The 16,677-nt window shown below is 29.9% G+C and carries 17 protein-coding genes and 1 other RNA gene; 8 read left to right on the top strand and 10 right to left on the bottom strand.

Annotated features, from left to right (window positions below; translation table 11 throughout):
* Window positions 1-6: 6 nt before the first annotated feature.
* The 6 genes from EGM88_RS01205 to EGM88_RS01180 all read right to left on the bottom strand — a co-directional run bounded on the left by EGM88_RS01205 (window position 7) and on the right by EGM88_RS01180 (window position 6,402).
* Entirely contained in the window at window positions 7-357 is a 351-nt protein-coding gene (locus EGM88_RS01205) for a DUF6515 family protein (protein ID WP_123896067.1), read from the bottom strand.
* A gap of 67 nt (window positions 358-424) precedes the next feature.
* Complete coding sequence (locus EGM88_RS01200) at window positions 425-889, bottom strand: hypothetical protein (protein WP_123896065.1); 465 nt, start codon at window positions 887-889, stop codon at window positions 425-427.
* Window positions 889-1,470, bottom strand: a complete 582-nt coding sequence (locus EGM88_RS01195; RefSeq protein WP_123896063.1) for a hypothetical protein — start codon at window positions 1,468-1,470, stop codon at window positions 889-891. The genes EGM88_RS01200 and EGM88_RS01195 overlap by 1 nt, the downstream gene beginning before the upstream one ends.
* Before the next feature lie 40 nt (window positions 1,471-1,510).
* Window positions 1,511-2,050, bottom strand: coding sequence for an RNA polymerase sigma factor (locus tag EGM88_RS01190; protein WP_238988339.1), 540 nt, complete (start codon window positions 2,048-2,050; stop codon window positions 1,511-1,513).
* Between the two features lie 114 nt (window positions 2,051-2,164).
* On the bottom strand, window positions 2,165-4,618 hold the full coding sequence (locus EGM88_RS01185) for a TonB-dependent receptor (RefSeq protein ID WP_123896061.1): 2,454 nt from the start codon (window positions 4,616-4,618) through the stop codon (window positions 2,165-2,167).
* A 95-nt stretch (window positions 4,619-4,713) separates the two neighbouring features.
* Complete coding sequence (locus EGM88_RS01180) at window positions 4,714-6,402, bottom strand: M23 family metallopeptidase (RefSeq protein WP_123896059.1); 1,689 nt, start codon at window positions 6,400-6,402, stop codon at window positions 4,714-4,716.
* A gap of 174 nt (window positions 6,403-6,576) precedes the next feature.
* Here EGM88_RS01180 and EGM88_RS01175 point away from each other — a divergent pair, with 174 nt between their 5' ends.
* From EGM88_RS01175 to EGM88_RS01155, 5 genes are all read left to right on the top strand, one after another.
* Window positions 6,577-6,867 carry a hypothetical protein gene (locus EGM88_RS01175; RefSeq protein WP_123896057.1) on the top strand — a complete coding sequence of 97 codons (291 nt, stop codon included), beginning with the start codon at window positions 6,577-6,579 and terminating at the stop codon, window positions 6,865-6,867.
* A gap of 4 nt (window positions 6,868-6,871) precedes the next feature.
* Window positions 6,872-7,162 (top strand): cell division protein ZapA, encoded by a 291-nt coding sequence (locus tag EGM88_RS01170; protein WP_123896055.1) that lies wholly within the window; start codon window positions 6,872-6,874, stop codon window positions 7,160-7,162.
* A 55-nt stretch (window positions 7,163-7,217) separates the two neighbouring features.
* A non-coding RNA gene (gene ssrS, locus EGM88_RS01165) (6S RNA) lies at window positions 7,218-7,342 on the top strand.
* 96 nt (window positions 7,343-7,438) lie between these two features.
* Window positions 7,439-9,007, top strand: coding sequence for a ribonuclease Y (gene rny / locus EGM88_RS01160; RefSeq protein ID WP_123896053.1), 1,569 nt, complete (start codon window positions 7,439-7,441; stop codon window positions 9,005-9,007).
* A 91-nt stretch (window positions 9,008-9,098) separates the two neighbouring features.
* Window positions 9,099-9,908 carry an aminotransferase class IV gene (locus EGM88_RS01155; RefSeq protein ID WP_162497519.1) on the top strand — a complete coding sequence of 270 codons (810 nt, stop codon included), beginning with the start codon at window positions 9,099-9,101 and terminating at the stop codon, window positions 9,906-9,908.
* A 51-nt stretch (window positions 9,909-9,959) separates the two neighbouring features.
* Here the strand turns inward: EGM88_RS01155 and xerD are convergent, their stop codons facing one another.
* Window positions 9,960-10,856, bottom strand: coding sequence for a site-specific tyrosine recombinase XerD (xerD, locus tag EGM88_RS01150; protein WP_123896049.1), 897 nt, complete (start codon window positions 10,854-10,856; stop codon window positions 9,960-9,962).
* A gap of 56 nt (window positions 10,857-10,912) precedes the next feature.
* Here xerD and aroQ point away from each other — a divergent pair, with 56 nt between their 5' ends.
* Window positions 10,913-11,329, top strand: a complete 417-nt coding sequence (aroQ, locus tag EGM88_RS01145) for a type II 3-dehydroquinate dehydratase (RefSeq protein ID WP_123896047.1) — start codon at window positions 10,913-10,915, stop codon at window positions 11,327-11,329.
* Between the two features lie 61 nt (window positions 11,330-11,390).
* On the opposite strand, the gene pncA is transcribed toward aroQ, so the two are convergent.
* Both pncA and EGM88_RS01135 read right to left on the bottom strand, forming a co-directional pair.
* Window positions 11,391-12,014: a bifunctional nicotinamidase/pyrazinamidase gene (pncA, locus tag EGM88_RS01140; protein ID WP_123896046.1), complete on the bottom strand. Its 624-nt coding sequence runs from the start codon at window positions 12,012-12,014 to the stop codon at window positions 11,391-11,393.
* Between the two features lie 19 nt (window positions 12,015-12,033).
* On the bottom strand, window positions 12,034-13,437 hold the full coding sequence (locus EGM88_RS01135) for a nicotinate phosphoribosyltransferase (protein ID WP_123896045.1): 1,404 nt from the start codon (window positions 13,435-13,437) through the stop codon (window positions 12,034-12,036).
* Between the two features lie 228 nt (window positions 13,438-13,665).
* Here EGM88_RS01135 and ffh point away from each other — a divergent pair, with 228 nt between their 5' ends.
* Window positions 13,666-14,994, top strand: coding sequence for a signal recognition particle protein (ffh, locus tag EGM88_RS01130; protein ID WP_123896044.1), 1,329 nt, complete (start codon window positions 13,666-13,668; stop codon window positions 14,992-14,994).
* Window positions 14,995-15,252: 258 nt separating this feature from the next.
* Window positions 15,253-16,128: a bifunctional methylenetetrahydrofolate dehydrogenase/methenyltetrahydrofolate cyclohydrolase FolD gene (gene folD / locus EGM88_RS01125; RefSeq protein WP_123896043.1), complete on the top strand. Its 876-nt coding sequence runs from the start codon at window positions 15,253-15,255 to the stop codon at window positions 16,126-16,128.
* 5 nt (window positions 16,129-16,133) lie between these two features.
* Here folD and EGM88_RS01120 read toward each other — a convergent pair whose 3' ends face one another.
* On the bottom strand, window positions 16,134-16,556 hold the full coding sequence (locus EGM88_RS01120; RefSeq protein ID WP_238988337.1) for a YybH family protein: 423 nt from the start codon (window positions 16,554-16,556) through the stop codon (window positions 16,134-16,136).
* Window positions 16,557-16,677 lie beyond the last annotated feature (121 nt).

The raw sequence follows: 16,677 nt of genomic DNA, 5'->3' as shown, positions 1-16,677 counted from the left end.
CTGAAGTTATGGTCTAGCCACTTCGTACATTCCTCCTTTTATTTTTTTATAAAAAACACCATTTAGTCTATAGTATTTAATGCCTGCTAAGGTTACTTCTTCACCTCCTTTGGGTAAGTTTTTAAGTTTAGCACCTTTTGGAGCAGTTCTTAAAACAAACCTATTATTAATTTTAGCATACCATATACCATCAATTATATAATAATCAATGTCTTTATGTGTAATCTTTTCAGGTTCTTTTTTAGAAGTGTTTATAGTTTCTTTTTTTGTTGGAGCACTTGTTTTAGATTGAGCTATCATTACATTACTGGATAGCATAACAATACTTAAAATAGCAATTAATTGTAATTTTTTCATCTTTTTCTTTTCTTTTTTTCAGGTGCAAATTTATGAAATAACTTTAGTCTGTCAAATTCTAAGAGGTTTAGTTTTTATTAGGATTTCCAGCCCTATTTCTGAACCTTTGAAGTAATTCTTTGTTAAAATTTTGTTCTGCACTAAATAATTTTATCATTTTTTTTGATGATATAATACCTGATAAATCTTTTTTTAATTTTTCTTTTACTTCGGCCGCTTTAATGTCAATTTCTAAAAATTCATTTAAAATAGCTTCAGCTTCAGATTTACTCAAGTTGTCTACACCACCTGCATCTCTAATTTTTTTGTGTAATTGTCTTGTTTTTACTACTTTAATATTTCTATATTCTTCTTCGTATGCATTGTAAATAGGCCAAAAACTTTCAGCTTCTTTAACGGTTAATTCTAAGGCTTCAGTTATGTAAGCTGTTTTATAAGTTTTAATCCTGTTGTTGTAACCACGTTGTGCTGTTGCCGTATTTATAAATATGGCAAAAAGCAAAATTCCAAAAGTTATTTTTTTTAGTTGCATCAGTTTTCTAGTATTAATTCTTCAATATTCGTGCCATTTAAGTAATCTAATAATTCTTCTTCTTCAAAAATAGGCTCGTCTTCTAATTCTATATCCTCAAATACATCGGTAATTTCATAGGTATCAAAAGTAATTAAATCATTATCAATCCATTGTTCTATTTCGCTAGAAGCTAATTGATTTAAGTTTACATCAGATGATTGGTTGTAATTTATAAAAATAAATAGCAATAGCGACGCAGCTGCAACAATAGGTATAATTTTTTTTAGAAAAATACTTGTAAAATTAATTACTTTGGGGTCTTTTTGTTTCTTATTAATGTTTTTTAAAACATTATCTTCAACTGTTTCTAAATAGTGATCAGGAATTTTAAATCCAGTTTCTTTATTTTTAAGATTTATCTTGTTTAACACATTATCTTCTATAGAATTAAAATACCCTTCAGGAACTTTAATTCCACTTTTTTTAGGAAATTTGTTGCTAGTCAATTTTGTAAAGACTGCATCTTCAAGCGTATTAAAATACTCCTTTGGAGTTTTAAAACCAGATTTTTTAATATGTTCTAACTTATTATTTTTCATTCTATTTGTTAGACTAAATCTTTGTTGAATAGTTTAATACTTATTCTGTTAAAAATTTTTCAATTTTTTTTACAGCATGGTGGTACGATGCCTTTAAAGCACCTACAGATGTTTCTAAAATTTCTGAAATGTCTTGATATTTCATGGCATCAAAATATTTCATATTAAATACTAATTGTTGTTTTTGAGGTAAAGTTGCAATGGCTTTTTGTAACTTCAATTGAATCTCATTACCATCAAAATAAACGTCAGATTCTAAATTTTCAATCATTTTATTCTGAAGTTCGCTGATATCAATATTGTTAGATTTGGCTCTTTTATTAATAAAAGTTATAGCTTCATTCGTTGCAATTCGATACATCCAAGAGTAAATTTTACTTTCAGCATTAAATTTATCAATATTTCTATATATTTTAATGAAGGTGTTTTGTAAAACATCATCAGCATCATCATGTGAAATTACTATTTTACGAATATGCCAATACAAACGTTCTTTGTATAAAGACATCAATTTCCTAAACGCTTTTTCTTGCGTAAGCGGATTTTTCAATTCCGATATGAGTTCAATTTCTGCTATCAATAAAGTAATTTTTTTCTTAGACTATAAAAATAGTGAAAGGTTTAAAATTGAGAATAAAAATATTACTAGTAGTAATATTAGGGTTTTTATTTAAAAAGAAGAACAAAGTAATTCCTACAATCCTATCTTTAATTTCACATTTAACACTCTACCTGATAAATAATTTGGGATAGCTACTGATTGAGAAGAGGCAATATCTCTAACCCAAGTATTGGTAATTGAATTTTGAACATCAAACATGTTAAAGAGTTCAATGCCTAATGAGAATTCTTTAAAATTTTCTAGCCATTTAATGTTGGTGGTGTTTTCTGCATCTTTGAATACATAAGATATGCCAATATCTGATCTAAAATAATCTTTTAATCTATTTTGAAAAATATAAGGATTTGCATAAGAAGGTGAACCTCCTGGAACGCCCGTATTATATACCATATTCAAGTACATTTTTAAATTTGGATAGTTTGGTACGTAATCTTGAAAGAGTACTGCAAATTTTAATCGTTGGTCTGTAGGTCTTGCAATATAGCCTTGATTATTAATATTTTCTTCTGTTTTTAAATATCCAAAACTAAAATAAGATTCTGTACCTTCTACAAATTCACCATTGATACGGGCATCAAATCCTACGGCATATGCAGTAGCATTATTTTTAGCTCTATAGCGAATTTGCACATTGTCTACTGTAAACGGATTTACATCAGATAAGGACTTATAATAGGCTTCGGTTACTAGCTTAAAAGGTCTATTCCATAGCAGAAAACTATGATCGTTGCCTAATACTAAATGGATAGAGCGTTGTGCCTTTACTTCAGGATGTACAATTCCAATAGAATCTCTTAACTCTCTATAGAATGGAGGTTGATAATAATAACCTCCTGAAATTCTAAATAATATGTCTTTTTTCCAGTCAGGTTTTATTGCAAATTGTGCTCTAGGGCTAATAACGGTATGTTCTTTGCTTTCTATATTGTCTGCTTTAACCTTCCAATTTTGTGCTCTAACACCTAAGTTAAACCACAATTGATGATCTTTTATATAGGTTGTTTTACTCCATTGCCCAAAGCCAGAAACTCTATTAATTTGAACATTGTTAGTTGCTCTTGTACTTGAAAATGGTACAATTGGACCAGTGTATGGATTGTAAGGTTCGTCATTACGAGGTAGAAGATTTGGAGGTCGTAATGAAAAACCAGCAGAGTCAATTACCTCCCATTCAATAATTCGATCTTTTATATCTTCTAATTGATATTTAGCTCCAAATTCAAAAAGATATTTATCTTTCTTTAAAGTTGCTTTAAGTTGAATGTTTGTAATTAGTGCATCTAAATCATTTCTAGCATGATCTAACTGAGAACCTATAGCTTGTGAAAATTCAACATCTCCAAAGTTATCGCTACCAAAATCGGAATTTACATTGCCAATTCCATAAAAAGCTAAGATATCATAATATTCTTCTTCTTGAGTATTGTAGGTAGATGATGTTAATTCTAATTTTAGATTATCATTAACCAAATAAGTTCCTTTTAAAGCACCAAAGATTGTTAAATATTGATCTTCTTCCTTACCTCGATAATTTACAACAAGAGCTTTAGGGTCTGAAATGGTACCAAATTTAGTAAGTCTACTAATAGGTGTATATTTATAATTGTTTAGTGAGAAATTTCCTAAAAAATCTAAATTAAACCGTTCGTTAAAATGGTAAGAAACATAGGTTTGTACATCTGTAAAATTTGGTTTGAAATTGGTTTCAATATCTTTTTGGTTAACAAAAAGACTGTTGTTTCTGTATCTAGCACCTATTATTGCAGAGAGCTTGTTGTTTTTTGAGATGCCTTCCACAGTTAAGCTTCCTCCTAAAATACTTGCTTCAAATCCAATACCAAACTGCCTTGGTTTTCTATAAGTAATATCTAAAACAGAAGATAATTTGTCGCCATACTTTGCTTGAAAACCACCTGCAGAAAACTTTACATTTTGGGTTAAATTCGGATTTACAAAACTTAACCCTTCCTGCTGACCAGAACGCACTAAAAAGGGACGATATACTTCAATTCCATTAACGTAAACTAAATTTTCGTCATAATTTCCTCCTCTTACATTGTATTGTGTACTTAATTCATTAGTTCCACTAACACCTAATCCAATATTTTTTAATGTACTTTCAATTCCTGCATTTGCACTAGGTAATTTTTTTACCGTTTCAATAGGAACTTTATCAATGCCTTCTGCATCATCTTTTTTATCTCTAATTGTAACGGTTTTTATTTCTTCTATTTTGGTAATTAGTTTGGGTGAAAAATAAAGATTTCTATTTTTAGGAATATTAACCTTTTTAGTGATTGTAGTGTAAGAAATATGACTAAAAGTTACAGTAATTTCAAGGTTTGAAGGAATTTTGAGTTCGTAATTTCCTTTGCTATCTGTTATGGTTCCTTGGGTTTTATAAGTTACAGAAACACCTTCGATAGGATTTCCTTCTTCATTTTTTACAGTACCTTTAATTGTTGCAGTTTGGGCAATAGCTAAGTGTGTAAAAAATAAAACTATAAATGAAATTGATGCTTTCAACAATAATTGTCTTTAGTGAAATATAGTTTAAACTGTAACCGATTTAATTTTCTGAAAAGGCTAACATGTTAATTCTATTTCAAATTATAGATTGCTTACTTCGTATTAAACGATGCAATATACACATTAGTATTGTTTGCATTGTCTACAACGGTAAGTTTTAGCTCGTGCTTGTTTCCTTCTAGTTTATTGTCGCTAAAATCATAAGTCAATAGGTTCTTTTTAGGTTCATATTCAAATAACACCCATTTTCCGTCTATTTGCCCCCTATATGACTTTATTCCAGAAAGATTATCGGTAATTTTTAATTTTAAATAGCGATAATTAGATAACCATTGTTTGTTTTTAAAATTAACTGGACTTATTTTAGGAGCAATTGAATCAATTGCCAAAGTATAATTGCCTAAACTTTTGCTTAAAGTATATAATTTGTTGTCTTTTCGTTTGGTGGAAGCGTATGATAATCGTCCCTTGTTATTAATTGAAGCTATAATTACCTTACTTTTATCTTTGGCAGGATAATTAGTAATGTCAAAAGTTAAAGTAAAATTGCGATGTAATGGAGTACCTGCATTATGTAATTTTACTATTTTTCCATTATAGCTAAAGTCAAAATAAATGTCTTCGTAAAAACTATTTTTAGGAAAGGCAACACTGATATTATCTTTATTAAGTTTATTAAATTCATTAGCTCTAAAGAAATGAGGTGTTTTTTTGTTCTCTTTTTTTGTTATAGTATCTACTTTTTTACCTTTTATAGGGATTATTAATTTGGTGCTATTTCCTTTAAAATCTTTAGTAATTACTTCCACATTGTAAGTTAAACCATCTTTGATAGTTATGTAGCCGTTATTTACTAAGGTTTTGTAAATGCTTAGTTTATTAAAAGGTTCAACAAAACATTTTTGAATTTTTTGTCTTTTTTGAAAGTATCTATTATAATCTATTAACGTGTTAATATAACGCGTTTCGGCAAAACTGAAGGTGCTTACTTCATGTTCATATACTTTTTTACCATTAACTATCATTTGTAAGTTAAAAATACCGTTATTGTTTAAAGCTCCGTCAAGTTTATCAACGGCATTTACACCAACTCCGATTTTACCATAAGCCTCAATAGGATTAGCAACTAAATTTCCATTCTTATTTTTTATAATTAGTTCTTTAACAGTATTAGAACCGTTAACATGCGTAGAATCACCAAAAGAATAAACAACACCCGCTCTTATCAATGGATTTTTGTGATCGGGAATTTCTATTCCGAAATGCATAGGATTTATTGGATTGGCTTTACCATCTCTAATTTCAAAATGTAAATGTGGTCCACCAGAACTTCCAGAATTTCCACTATAAGCTATAAGTTCACCTTTTTTAACTTTTAATTCATTAGCTTTTGGAAATAGTTCTATGGTATAGCTTTCTTTTTGATATTGACGTTTTTTAACATAGGCTTCAATTTCAGGAGCAAACTTTTTTAAATGACCATAGACGGAAGAGTATCCGTTGGGATGCGTTACATAAAGAGCTTTGCCATATCCCCAATGTGAAATTTTTATACGAGAAACATAACCATCAGCAGTACTAACAACATTTAAGCCTTCACGTTGTTGTGTTTTTATATCTAATCCGCCATGGAAATGGTTGGTGCGAAGTTCTCCAAAAGTACCTGATAATATTAAAGGAACTTCTAAGGGGTTAACAAAATAGTCTTTAGGGTAATTGTCTTGCGAAAATCCTTTATATACGGTTAAGACTAATGCTGAAAGTAAAAGTATTTTTTTCATGATGCAGGCAAAAATAATGATTCAAATTTGAATTAAAAAATAATGTAAATAGACTTATTTAATGCCTTTGTAACTAGGGTGTTAAGTCTATTTTGGAATAATAGTTTAAAAAACTTTGTTTAATTCTAAATAGAATGCTAAATTTGTTGACAATGTTTAGAATCTCTGTATTTAATGAGCAACGTTTTAGAAATAGTTGATTCCCTGCAAAGTAAGTTGGAAAACTTACTGACTAAATATGAATTATTGAAGATAGAAAACCAACAGTTGTTGGAGAAAAGTGAAAAATTAGTTCAAGAAGTTCAACAAGGACAAGAATCTATAAAAGCTATTGAAAGCAAATACGAGTCATTAAAAGTTGCGAATGCGATTGTAGGCAGCAAAGAAGATAAACATACAACCAAATTAAAAATAAATACATTAATACGCGAGATTGATAAGTGCATATTGCAGTTAAGTGAATAAACGAATGGAAGAGAAGTTAAAGATTAAAGTAACTATCGGAGATAGAGTTTACCCTTTAACTATAAATAGTGAAGGTGAAGAAGAAGGTGTAAGAAAGGCTGTAAAGAAAATAAATGATTTAATTAAACGCTTTGAAGAGAATTACGAAGTTAGAGATAAGCAAGACGTTTTAGCCATGTGTGCATTGCAATTTGCATCTTTGCAAGAAGTGAAAAGTATTTATAATGAGAAGGATGGAGAAGAAATAGAGAGAAAATTACTTGAAATGAGTACAATTTTAGATACTTATTTATAATACGTTCTTTAAAATAAAAACAATTACTGCCTACATTTAGTTATTTGTTCATTAAACTCAACACTATTTTTTTAAAAAGGGTGAGTCTAAGCTAGTAAAGCATGCCGTATGTGTAAATTTATTTACCATCGCGGATTCTTGATCAGCCAGTTAGCCCTAAACTTGTCTTACAAGGAGTTTAAAAAACCATTCTAGATGTAGGCTTTTTTTTTTGAATACATTTCAATTTTTTTGATTTGTATTTTAAATATTACCAATTTACCTAAAACTAAAACAATGGACGGAATAATATTGCCAATAATAGTTGGTATTGTTGTAGGTTTGATAATCGGTTTTTTTATAGCAAAAGCCCTTGAAAAAAACAAAGCATCTGCAATATTAAAAGATGCAAAAATGCAAGCCTCATCAATTATAAAAACAGCTAAAACAGACGCTGAAGTATTAAAAAAAGATAAAGTATTACAGGCTAAGGAGAAATTTATCGAATTAAAAGCAGAACACGAAAAGGTGATTCTGAGTAGAGATAAAAAAGTATCTGATGCCGAAAAGAGAGTTAGAGAGAAGGAATCTAGAGTCGCTCAAGAACTTGATAAAACAGCTAAACTTAATAAGAAATTAGAAGAAAAAGTAGCTGATTATGATTATAGAATAGAGTTTTTAGAAAAGAAACAGGCTGAAGCTGAGAAATTACATAAAAAACAAGTTGAGCATTTAGAAGTTATCTCAGGGCTTTCTGCAGAAGAAGCTAAGAAAGAGTTAGTTAGTTCTTTAAAAGAAGAGGCCAAAACAGATGCAATGAGCTATATTCAAGATACACTTGAAGAGGCCAAATTAACGGCTCAAAACGATGCTAAAAAAATAATTTTAAGTACAATTCAGCGTATTGGTGTAGAGCAGACTGTTGAAAATTGTGTTTCTGTTTTTAACTTAGAATCTGATGATGTTAAAGGTAGAATTATTGGTAGAGAAGGTAGAAATATTCGTGCCTTAGAATCGGCTACTGGAGTTGAAATTATTGTTGATGATACTCCTGAAGCTATTATTCTTTCTTGTTTTGATCCAATTCGTAGAGAAATTGCTAGATTATCATTGCATAAATTAGTAACTGATGGTAGAATTCATCCTGCTAGAATTGAAGAAATTGTTGCCAAAACTTCAAAAGAAATTAATCAAGAAATTATTGAAGTAGGTAAACGTACAGTAATTGATTTAGGTATCCATGGGTTGCATCCTGAATTGATAAAAGTTGTAGGTAGAATGAAATACCGTTCTTCTTATGGTCAAAATTTATTACAACACTCTCGTGAAGTAGCTAATCTTTGTGCTTTAATGGCGGCAGAATTAGGGTTAAATCCTAAAGTTGCTAAAAGAGCTGGATTATTACATGATATAGGTAAAGTTCCAGAAACGGAAAGTGAATTGCCACATGCTTTATTAGGTATGGAATGGGCTCAAAAGTATGGCGAAAAGCCAGATGTTTGTAATGCTATTGGAGCCCATCATGACGAGATTGAAATGAAATCTTTATTTGCTCCAATTGTTCAAGTTTGTGATGCTATTTCAGGTGCTCGTCCTGGAGCTCGTCGACAAGTGTTAGACTCTTATATTCAACGATTAAAAGATCTTGAAAATGTGGCGTTTGGATTTAATGGAGTTCAAAAAGCCTATGCGATTCAAGCAGGTAGAGAATTACGTGTTATTGTTGAAAGTGAAAAAGTAGATGATGTAAAAGCTTCTGAATTATCTTTTAATATTTCTCAAAAAATACAAAATGACATGACTTATCCTGGTCAAGTTCGGGTAACCGTAATTAGAGAAACTAGAGCTGTAAATATTGCTAAATAAAATAACTAAAAGTAGTTTTTAACATAGAGATTTTATCAATACAAAATTTATTTTGTCTGACTGATATTTTCTATAATCATCATTATTTATTTTGAAAGGTTATATAAATGATAAACTGATTGATTGTAATAAGGCTCAAATAAGTGCTTATGATCTCGGTTTAAATAGAGCTTATGCTGTTTTTGACTTTTTTAGAATAGTGAATGGTCAGTTTCGTTTTTTAGACGATCATTTAGATAGATTTGTTAGTTCTATTACTCTTGCTAACATACCAAATTCATATTCTAAAGAAGACTTGCGAAACAAGGTTTTAGAGCTTCAGGAAATTAATAAAATATCTCAAGGATACATTAGAATTACGCTAACTGGAGGTTCATCTTCTAATTTTGGAACGCTAGAATCGTCAACTCTAATTATCTTAGCAGGTGTTTTAAAAGTAGGTAGTTTAAAGGATTATACAGAAGGTATAAAATTAATTAGCAAAAAACATCAGAGAAGTTTTCCGAAAATTAAGAGTACGGATTACTTTTTTCCTCAAATGCTTCATAAGGAATTGAAAATGTGTAATGCTACAGATGTTTTATATCATACAGATTATATTACAGAAACATCACGAGCTAATGTTTTTTGTATTAAAAATGGAATTATAACAACGCCTAAAAAAAATGTATTAGAAGGTATTACACGAAAAAAAATACTAACCTTAAATAAGTCAATAGTGCTGTCAGATATTACTATTGATGAGTTATATAATTCTGATGAAGTTTTTATTACAAGTTCTAGTAAAGAATTAATGCCCGTTGTACAAATTGATAATAAAATTATTGGAAACGGAAAAGTTGGAGCTATTTATAAACAATTGCATTCTCAATTTAAAAACTTTTGTAGAGAAATTAATTAAAGTTTTTTAGTAAATCTAGTGTGTTTATACTATTTTAAGGGTAAGAGTAGGTTAATTTCTCGGATGGTATTTTTCTACTACTTCTTTTAAAAATGTTTTATCTATATGCATATAAATTTCTGTAGTAGTAATACTTTCATGTCCTAGCATTTGCTGAATAGAACGTAAATCAGCTCCATTTTCTAGTAAATGTGTAGCAAATGAGTGCCTAAAAGTATGTGGACTAACGGTCTTACCAAGTTCAGCTTTTAGAGCCAACTCTTTAATAATTATAAATATCATATTACGAGTTAACTGCTTTCCTCGTCGATTTAAAAATAAAGTATCTTCAAAGCCTTTTTTTATGTTAATATGACTTCTTATTTGATTGATATAAATAGTAATATATTTCTGTGTTTTTTCATTTATTGGAACAAAACGTTCTTTATTTCCTTTCCCTGTAACTTTTATAAAACCTTCGGCAAAAAATAAATCTGAAATTTTTAAAGTAATTAATTCTGTAACTCTTAGTCCACAACTGTATAATGTCTCTAATATTGCTCGGTTTCGTTCACCTTCTGAGGTGCTTAAATCAATTTGACTTATCAGTAAATCTATCTCTTCAATTGCCAGCGTATCGGGGAGTTTTCTGCCTATTTTCGGAGTTTCTAATATTGCTGTAGGGTTATCTTCTCGGTAGTTTTCAAATATTAAATAATCAAAAAAACTACGTAATCCTGAAATAATTCTTGATTGACTTCTGGCATTAACTTCTTTAGAAATACTATATATAAATTGTTGTAAAATTTCGTCTGTTATTTTTATTGGAGAGGTTTTTATTTCATTTTTTTCTAAAAAACGAATTAATTTTTCAACATCTCTTTTATAGCTATTAACTGAATTAGTAGATAAACCTCGTTCAATTTTTAAATATAGTTGATAATCATGTAAAGCGTTTTGCCAAGTCATGCTTTGATAGTTGCTTTTTTTATATATTGCAATATTAAATTAAAAAATTAAAACGAGTGAAAATAATCATTATTAACGGGCCAAATTTAAACTTATTAGGTAAGCGTGAACCTACTATTTATGGTAATGCTTCTTTTGAAGAATATTTTGAAAGTTTAAAAAAACAATATACAAACATTGAACTTTCATATTTTCAATCAAATATTGAAGGTGAAATTATAGATAAACTACATGAAGTTGGTTTTGATTACGATGGTATTATTTTAAATGCCGCTGCATATACGCATACTTCTGTTGGTATTGGTGATGCAATAAAGGCTGTTGAAAGTCCTGTTGTTGAGGTGCATATCTCTAATGTGCATGCTCGTGAAGAGTTTAGACATCATTCTTATATTTCTGCAAATGCTGCAGGAATTATAATCGGTTTTGGATTAAAAGGATACCAATTGGCGTTAGAAAGTTTTATTTTATAATTAGTATTTTTTATTTAAAAAAAAGAGGTAAGTTTTTATTTAGAATGATAAATTTAGTTTTTTATGACATTTTATTTTGAAGAAACTCATCAATTGAAATGTACCGAACGCCTTTTTTTAGTAATTCTAGTTGTTGTTTTTTATATACTTCAAGGTCTAAAGGTTTTACAGCTTCGGTAATTATATTACATTTAAAGCCTTCATTTAGGGCATCAATAATTGAAAAATACACACATATATCTGCAGCTAAACCACTAAAATATATTTCAGTTACACCTTTGTCTTTTAGGTAACCTGTTAGTCCTGTAGATTTTAAATGTGCATTATCATAAAATGCACTATAACTATCAATAGTTATAGATGTTCCTTTTCTGAAAATGGCTTCTATAGATTCACTTTTAAGATTTGGGTGTAAAGCCGCACCAATTGTATTTTGAACACAATGTATTGGCCATAGAGTTTGTTGTATTCCTTCTAAATTTATAACTTCAAACTCTTTCTTGTTTTTGTGATTTCCAGCAAAACTAATATGATTTTTTGGGTGCCAATCTTGTGTTGCTACTACCAAATCAAAATAGGGTTGTAATTGATTTATTACAGGTACAATAGTATCACCATCAGGTACAGGTAAATTACCCTTAGGCATAAAATCAGGTTGTACATCTATTATTAGTAAAGCTTGCATAATAAAATAAAATTCAAAGTTAGTTTTTATGAGATTTTATTAATGTCTCTTGTTCTTTTTTTAGTAGACTGCTTATTCCAATTTTATATTGATGAGGATTGTAAAAACGTTTGTACTCTAATGGAAGTTGTTCAAATCGTTTACGGCTATATTCTGCAATTTCAGCAACGGTTCGTATTTTAATTTTAATTTCTCCATTGCTCATTACTTCTTTTAATAAAGGCTCTTGTTTTAAATCTCCAATATGCATTTGTTTAAATGGATCAAAAGGATGATGCATTGTTTCAATATGATTTTCAGTTTTTAAACTAATAACATCAGCACCAATCCAAGTTCCGTTTTTATCTGTTACCCTATACACTTGTTTTGCATGTGGCAATGTAATTTTTATAAGATTTTCTGAAATTTTAATTCTAGGTTTTCCATTAGAAACAGCAAGTTTATAAACTCCATCTAAGGCACCATTAGGTTTTCCAATAACTAAATTAGTACCTACTCCGTAGATGTCAATAGGAGCATTTTGTTCTTGTAAACTTTTAATTACATACTCATCTAATTGATTAGAGGCTGCTATTTTTACGTATTCAAGTCCGGCAGCATCAAGAAGTTTTCTTGATTCTTTGGCGAAGTAGGCCAAATCTCCACTATCTAATCGAATGGCATACAATCGTTCACCACGAGCTTCCATTTCTTTTGCTACAGTAATTGCATTAGGTACACCATATTTTAACGTGTTATAAGTGTCTACTAATAAAACACATTGTTTAGGTAGTTGTAAAGCAAAATCTCTAAAGGCTTCTAGTTCATTATCATAACTTTGCACAAAAGAGTGAGCCATTGTTCCTGAAATAGGAATATTAAAATTTTCTCCAGCAATAACATTACTTGTGCCATTAAAACCTCCAATAAAGGCAGCACGGGAAGCGTAATATCCACCAGGACCCTGAGCACGTCTTAATCCAAAATCTAATAAAGCTCGATTGCCAGCAATCCATCTCATACGACAAGCTTTAGTTGCTATTAAACTTTGAAAATTAAGTAAATTTAGTAATATGGTTTCAATAAGTTGGGCTTCAATAAGCGTTGCTTCCACACGTAAAATTGGACGGTTAGGAAAAACAATATCACCTTCCATTACTGAAAAGATTTTTCCATGAAAACGAAATTCTTTTAAATAATTTAAAAAATCTTCAGGAAAATTTTGAGTTTTTAAAAAGTTAAGATCGTCTCTGGTAAACTTTAATGTTTTTAATTTTTGTAATAAATCTTCAAGACCAGCAAAGATGGTATAGCCTCCTTCAAAAGGATTTTTTCTAAAATAATAATCAAACACAGCAGTTTGTTCGTGTTTGTTATTTTTAAAGTAGGCCTGTGACATCCTAAGTTGGTACAAATCGGTATAAGTGGCAGAAATATTGAACACGCGTAGTTTTTACAGCAAATATAAGTAATCTAGCTTTTGAAATTGGCACTTTTTTAGTGAAAATTTAATGTTATACTTGTTGTTTGCTTTAAATTAACCGTTTAGAAATAGCTTTAAATATTGATATGAATAACAAAAAAAAAGCGTTTTTCTAAATCGACTCAATTGCATTTATAATTTTAACTTCTAATCATTATCTTTGCAACTTACAAAAAATGAAGTACGCCAATGTTTTCAAATTTAAGTGATAAATTAGATAAAGCGATTCATGTCTTAAAGGGACATGGACAAATTACAGAAATAAATGTTGCAGAAACGCTTAAGGAAGTTCGTAGAGCTTTGCTAGATGCGGATGTTAACTATAAAATTGCTAAAGAATTTACTGTTAAAGTAAAGGAAAAAGCTATTGGTCAAAATGTGTTAACAACGTTAAATCCAGGACAATTACTTGTTAAAATTGTAAAAGATGAGCTTACCGAATTAATGGGTGGAGAAACGGTTGGTATTAATTTGGGTGGTTCGCCAACGGTAATATTGATGTCTGGTTTACAAGGTTCAGGTAAAACAACTTTTTCTGGTAAGCTGGCTAATTTTTTGAAAACAAAAAAATCTAAACAAGTTTTATTGGTGGGTTGTGATGTTTATAGACCGGCAGCTATCAATCAGTTAAGGGTAGTAGGAGAGCAAATTGGAGTTGAGGTTTATGCAGAAGAAGGCAATCAAAACCCTGTAGAAATTTCTCAAAATGCTATTAAACATGCTAAAGCAAATGGGAAAAATGTGGTTATAATAGATACCGCAGGTCGTTTGGCTGTTGATGAACAAATGATGACGGAAATTTCTAACATCCATAAAGCTGTTAATCCACAAGAAACATTATTTGTGGTTGATTCTATGACAGGTCAGGATGCTGTTAATACAGCAAAAGCTTTTAATGATGTACTAAATTTTGAAGGTGTTATTTTAACAAAATTAGATGGTGATACTCGTGGTGGTGCAGCATTATCAATAAAATCAGTAGTTGATAAGCCTATTAAGTTTATAGGCACTGGTGAAAAAATGGAAGCTATAGATGTTTTCCATCCAGATAGGATGGCAGAACGTATTTTAGGAATGGGAGATGTGGTTTCTTTGGTTGAAAGAGCACAAGAACAATATGATGAAGAAGAGGCTAGAAAAATTCAAAAGAAAATAGCCAAAAACCAATTCGGATTTGATGATTTCTTGAAGCAAATTCAACAAATTAAGAAAATGGGGAATATGAAAGATTTGATCGGAATGATTCCTGGTGTTGGAAAAGCTATGAAAGATGTTGATATTGACGATGATGCATTTAAAGGGATTGAAGCTATAATTCATTCGATGACTCCTGCAGAAAGGTCAACACCTTCAATGATTAATGCTAGTAGAAAAAAGCGTATTGCTAAAGGTTCTGGAACTTCTGTTCAAGAAGTTAATCAATTGATGAAGCAATTCAATCAAATGAGTAAAATGATGAAGATGATGCAAGGAGGAGGCGGAAAAAAAATGATGCAAATGATGAAGGGAATGAAATAGAAAGAATTGTACAGTCTGTAAATTTAAAAAGTTTTGATTTAGAGATTGATATTTTTCTTTGATATAAAATCTAGTTATGAGCACTATTGTTGAGCTGCGGTTTTGCTGTTTGCTTAGACTTTATAAATTAAGCCGAAATAAGTGAGCTTCAATACAAAATTAAAATATTTGATAGCCATTGATTATATAATTAACAATTCTAAATATATTGGATTATAATAAACTGTAGATTAAAACTGCAGACTGAAGATTTAAAATATGACCATTCTCGACGGAAAAAAAACATCAGCAGACTTAAAATTAGAAATTGCAGAATCTGTAAAACAATTAAAATTACAAGGCAAAAAAACTCCGCATTTAGCAGCTATTTTAGTTGGTAATGATGGGGCAAGTATGACTTATGTTGGGGCTAAAGTAAAAGCTTGTGAATTGGTAGGGTTTAACTCTACTTTAATTGATTTACCTGAAGAAACAACAGAAGATAGACTGTTACAAGAAATAGAAAGTCTTAATAATAATGATGATGTTGACGGATTTATTATACAATTACCTCTTCCAAAGCATATTGACGAACAGAAAGTTTTAATGGCTGTTAATCCTGATAAAGATGTTGATGGTTTTCATCCTACAAATGTTGGTAAAATGACCTTAGATTTACCCACTTTTTTACCAGCAACACCTTTTGGAATTATGGAGCTTTTAGAAAGGTATAATGTTGAAACTTCTGGTAAACACGTAGTGGTTATTGGTAGAAGTCATATTGTAGGTCGTCCGATGAGTATTCTAATGAGTCAAAAACGTAAAGCTGGTAATGCTACCGTTACGGTTGCTCATAGTAGAACAAAAAATTTGAAAGAATTAACTTTACAAGCTGATATTATTGTTGCTGCCTTAGGTATTGCAGAATTTTTGACTGGTGATATGGTCAAACAAGATGCAGTAATTATTGATGTTGGAATTACTAGAGTTGAAGATGCTTCTAAAAAAAGAGGATATAGATTGGCGGGAGATGTACATTTTGAAAGTGTGAGTAAAAAAGCTAGTTTTATTACACCTGTTCCAGGGGGGGTTGGTCCTATGACAATTGCAATGTTATTAAAAAATACATTATTAGCTTGTAAAAATAAAGGGTAAAAAACTTATTCTATTGAATTCCAAATGTCAAGATAGATTTTCCAATCATTGTTTTCTTTTTTCCAAACAATTACATATTTGCCTTTAAACCGTGAAGTAGTGTCCTCTTTTGTGTTTTTTGTAGCTCCTTCATAATATCCATAATCATAAGCGTAACCTCCCATTACGTTAATTTCTTTAGGAGTTACTTTATGAGATATGACTTTTATATGTTTTGGCAAGGTCCATTTTTTTTCTATAGCTTCATATCCTTGAATAATGTCAGATTTGTCAGGAAAAATTTTACCGTCCTCACTATAAAATGAAGTTAATTTAGAAAAGTCATTGTCTATATAAGCTTGAGAAAATGCTGCAGTATTTTTTAGAATACTTGTAATGTCTTTTCCTCTACCAGAATATTCTTGTCCGTAAACAGAAAAAGTTAACAAACAAATTAATGTTAAAGTATAATTTCTTAATAACATAAAAGCTTGGAAATTATTTAAAAAGTGAAATTATTACTAAAAGAATGGTGACAATAAGTTTGACTAATATCATGGCAATTAAACT

Origin of the sequence: Aureibaculum marinum (assembly GCF_003813905.1) — a bacterium.
Classification (GTDB): domain Bacteria; phylum Bacteroidota; class Bacteroidia; order Flavobacteriales; family Flavobacteriaceae; genus Aureibaculum; species Aureibaculum marinum.
This window is presented reverse-complemented; position numbering and strand designations above follow the sequence as displayed.

Bases quoted from the DNA above. Each gene is read 5' to 3' on its own strand.
- EGM88_RS01205 (WP_123896067.1), bottom strand. From the start codon at position 357: ATGAAAAAATTACAATTAATTGCTATTTTAAGTATTGTTATGCTATCC.
- EGM88_RS01200 (WP_123896065.1), bottom strand. From the start codon at position 889: ATGCAACTAAAAAAAATAACTTTTGGAATTTTGCTTTTTGCCATATTT.
- EGM88_RS01195 (WP_123896063.1), bottom strand. From the start codon at position 1,470: ATGAAAAATAATAAGTTAGAACATATTAAAAAATCTGGTTTTAAAACT.
- EGM88_RS01180 (WP_123896059.1), bottom strand. From the start codon at position 6,402: ATGAAAAAAATACTTTTACTTTCAGCATTAGTCTTAACCGTATATAAA.
- EGM88_RS01175 (WP_123896057.1), top strand. From the start codon at position 6,577: ATGAGCAACGTTTTAGAAATAGTTGATTCCCTGCAAAGTAAGTTGGAA.
- EGM88_RS01170 (WP_123896055.1), top strand. From the start codon at position 6,872: ATGGAAGAGAAGTTAAAGATTAAAGTAACTATCGGAGATAGAGTTTAC.
- rny (WP_123896053.1), top strand. From the start codon at position 7,439: ATGGACGGAATAATATTGCCAATAATAGTTGGTATTGTTGTAGGTTTG.
- xerD (WP_123896049.1), bottom strand. From the start codon at position 10,856: ATGACTTGGCAAAACGCTTTACATGATTATCAACTATATTTAAAAATT.
- pncA (WP_123896046.1), bottom strand. From the start codon at position 12,014: ATGCAAGCTTTACTAATAATAGATGTACAACCTGATTTTATGCCTAAG.
- ffh (WP_123896044.1), top strand. From the start codon at position 13,666: ATGTTTTCAAATTTAAGTGATAAATTAGATAAAGCGATTCATGTCTTA.
- folD (WP_123896043.1), top strand. From the start codon at position 15,253: ATGACCATTCTCGACGGAAAAAAAACATCAGCAGACTTAAAATTAGAA.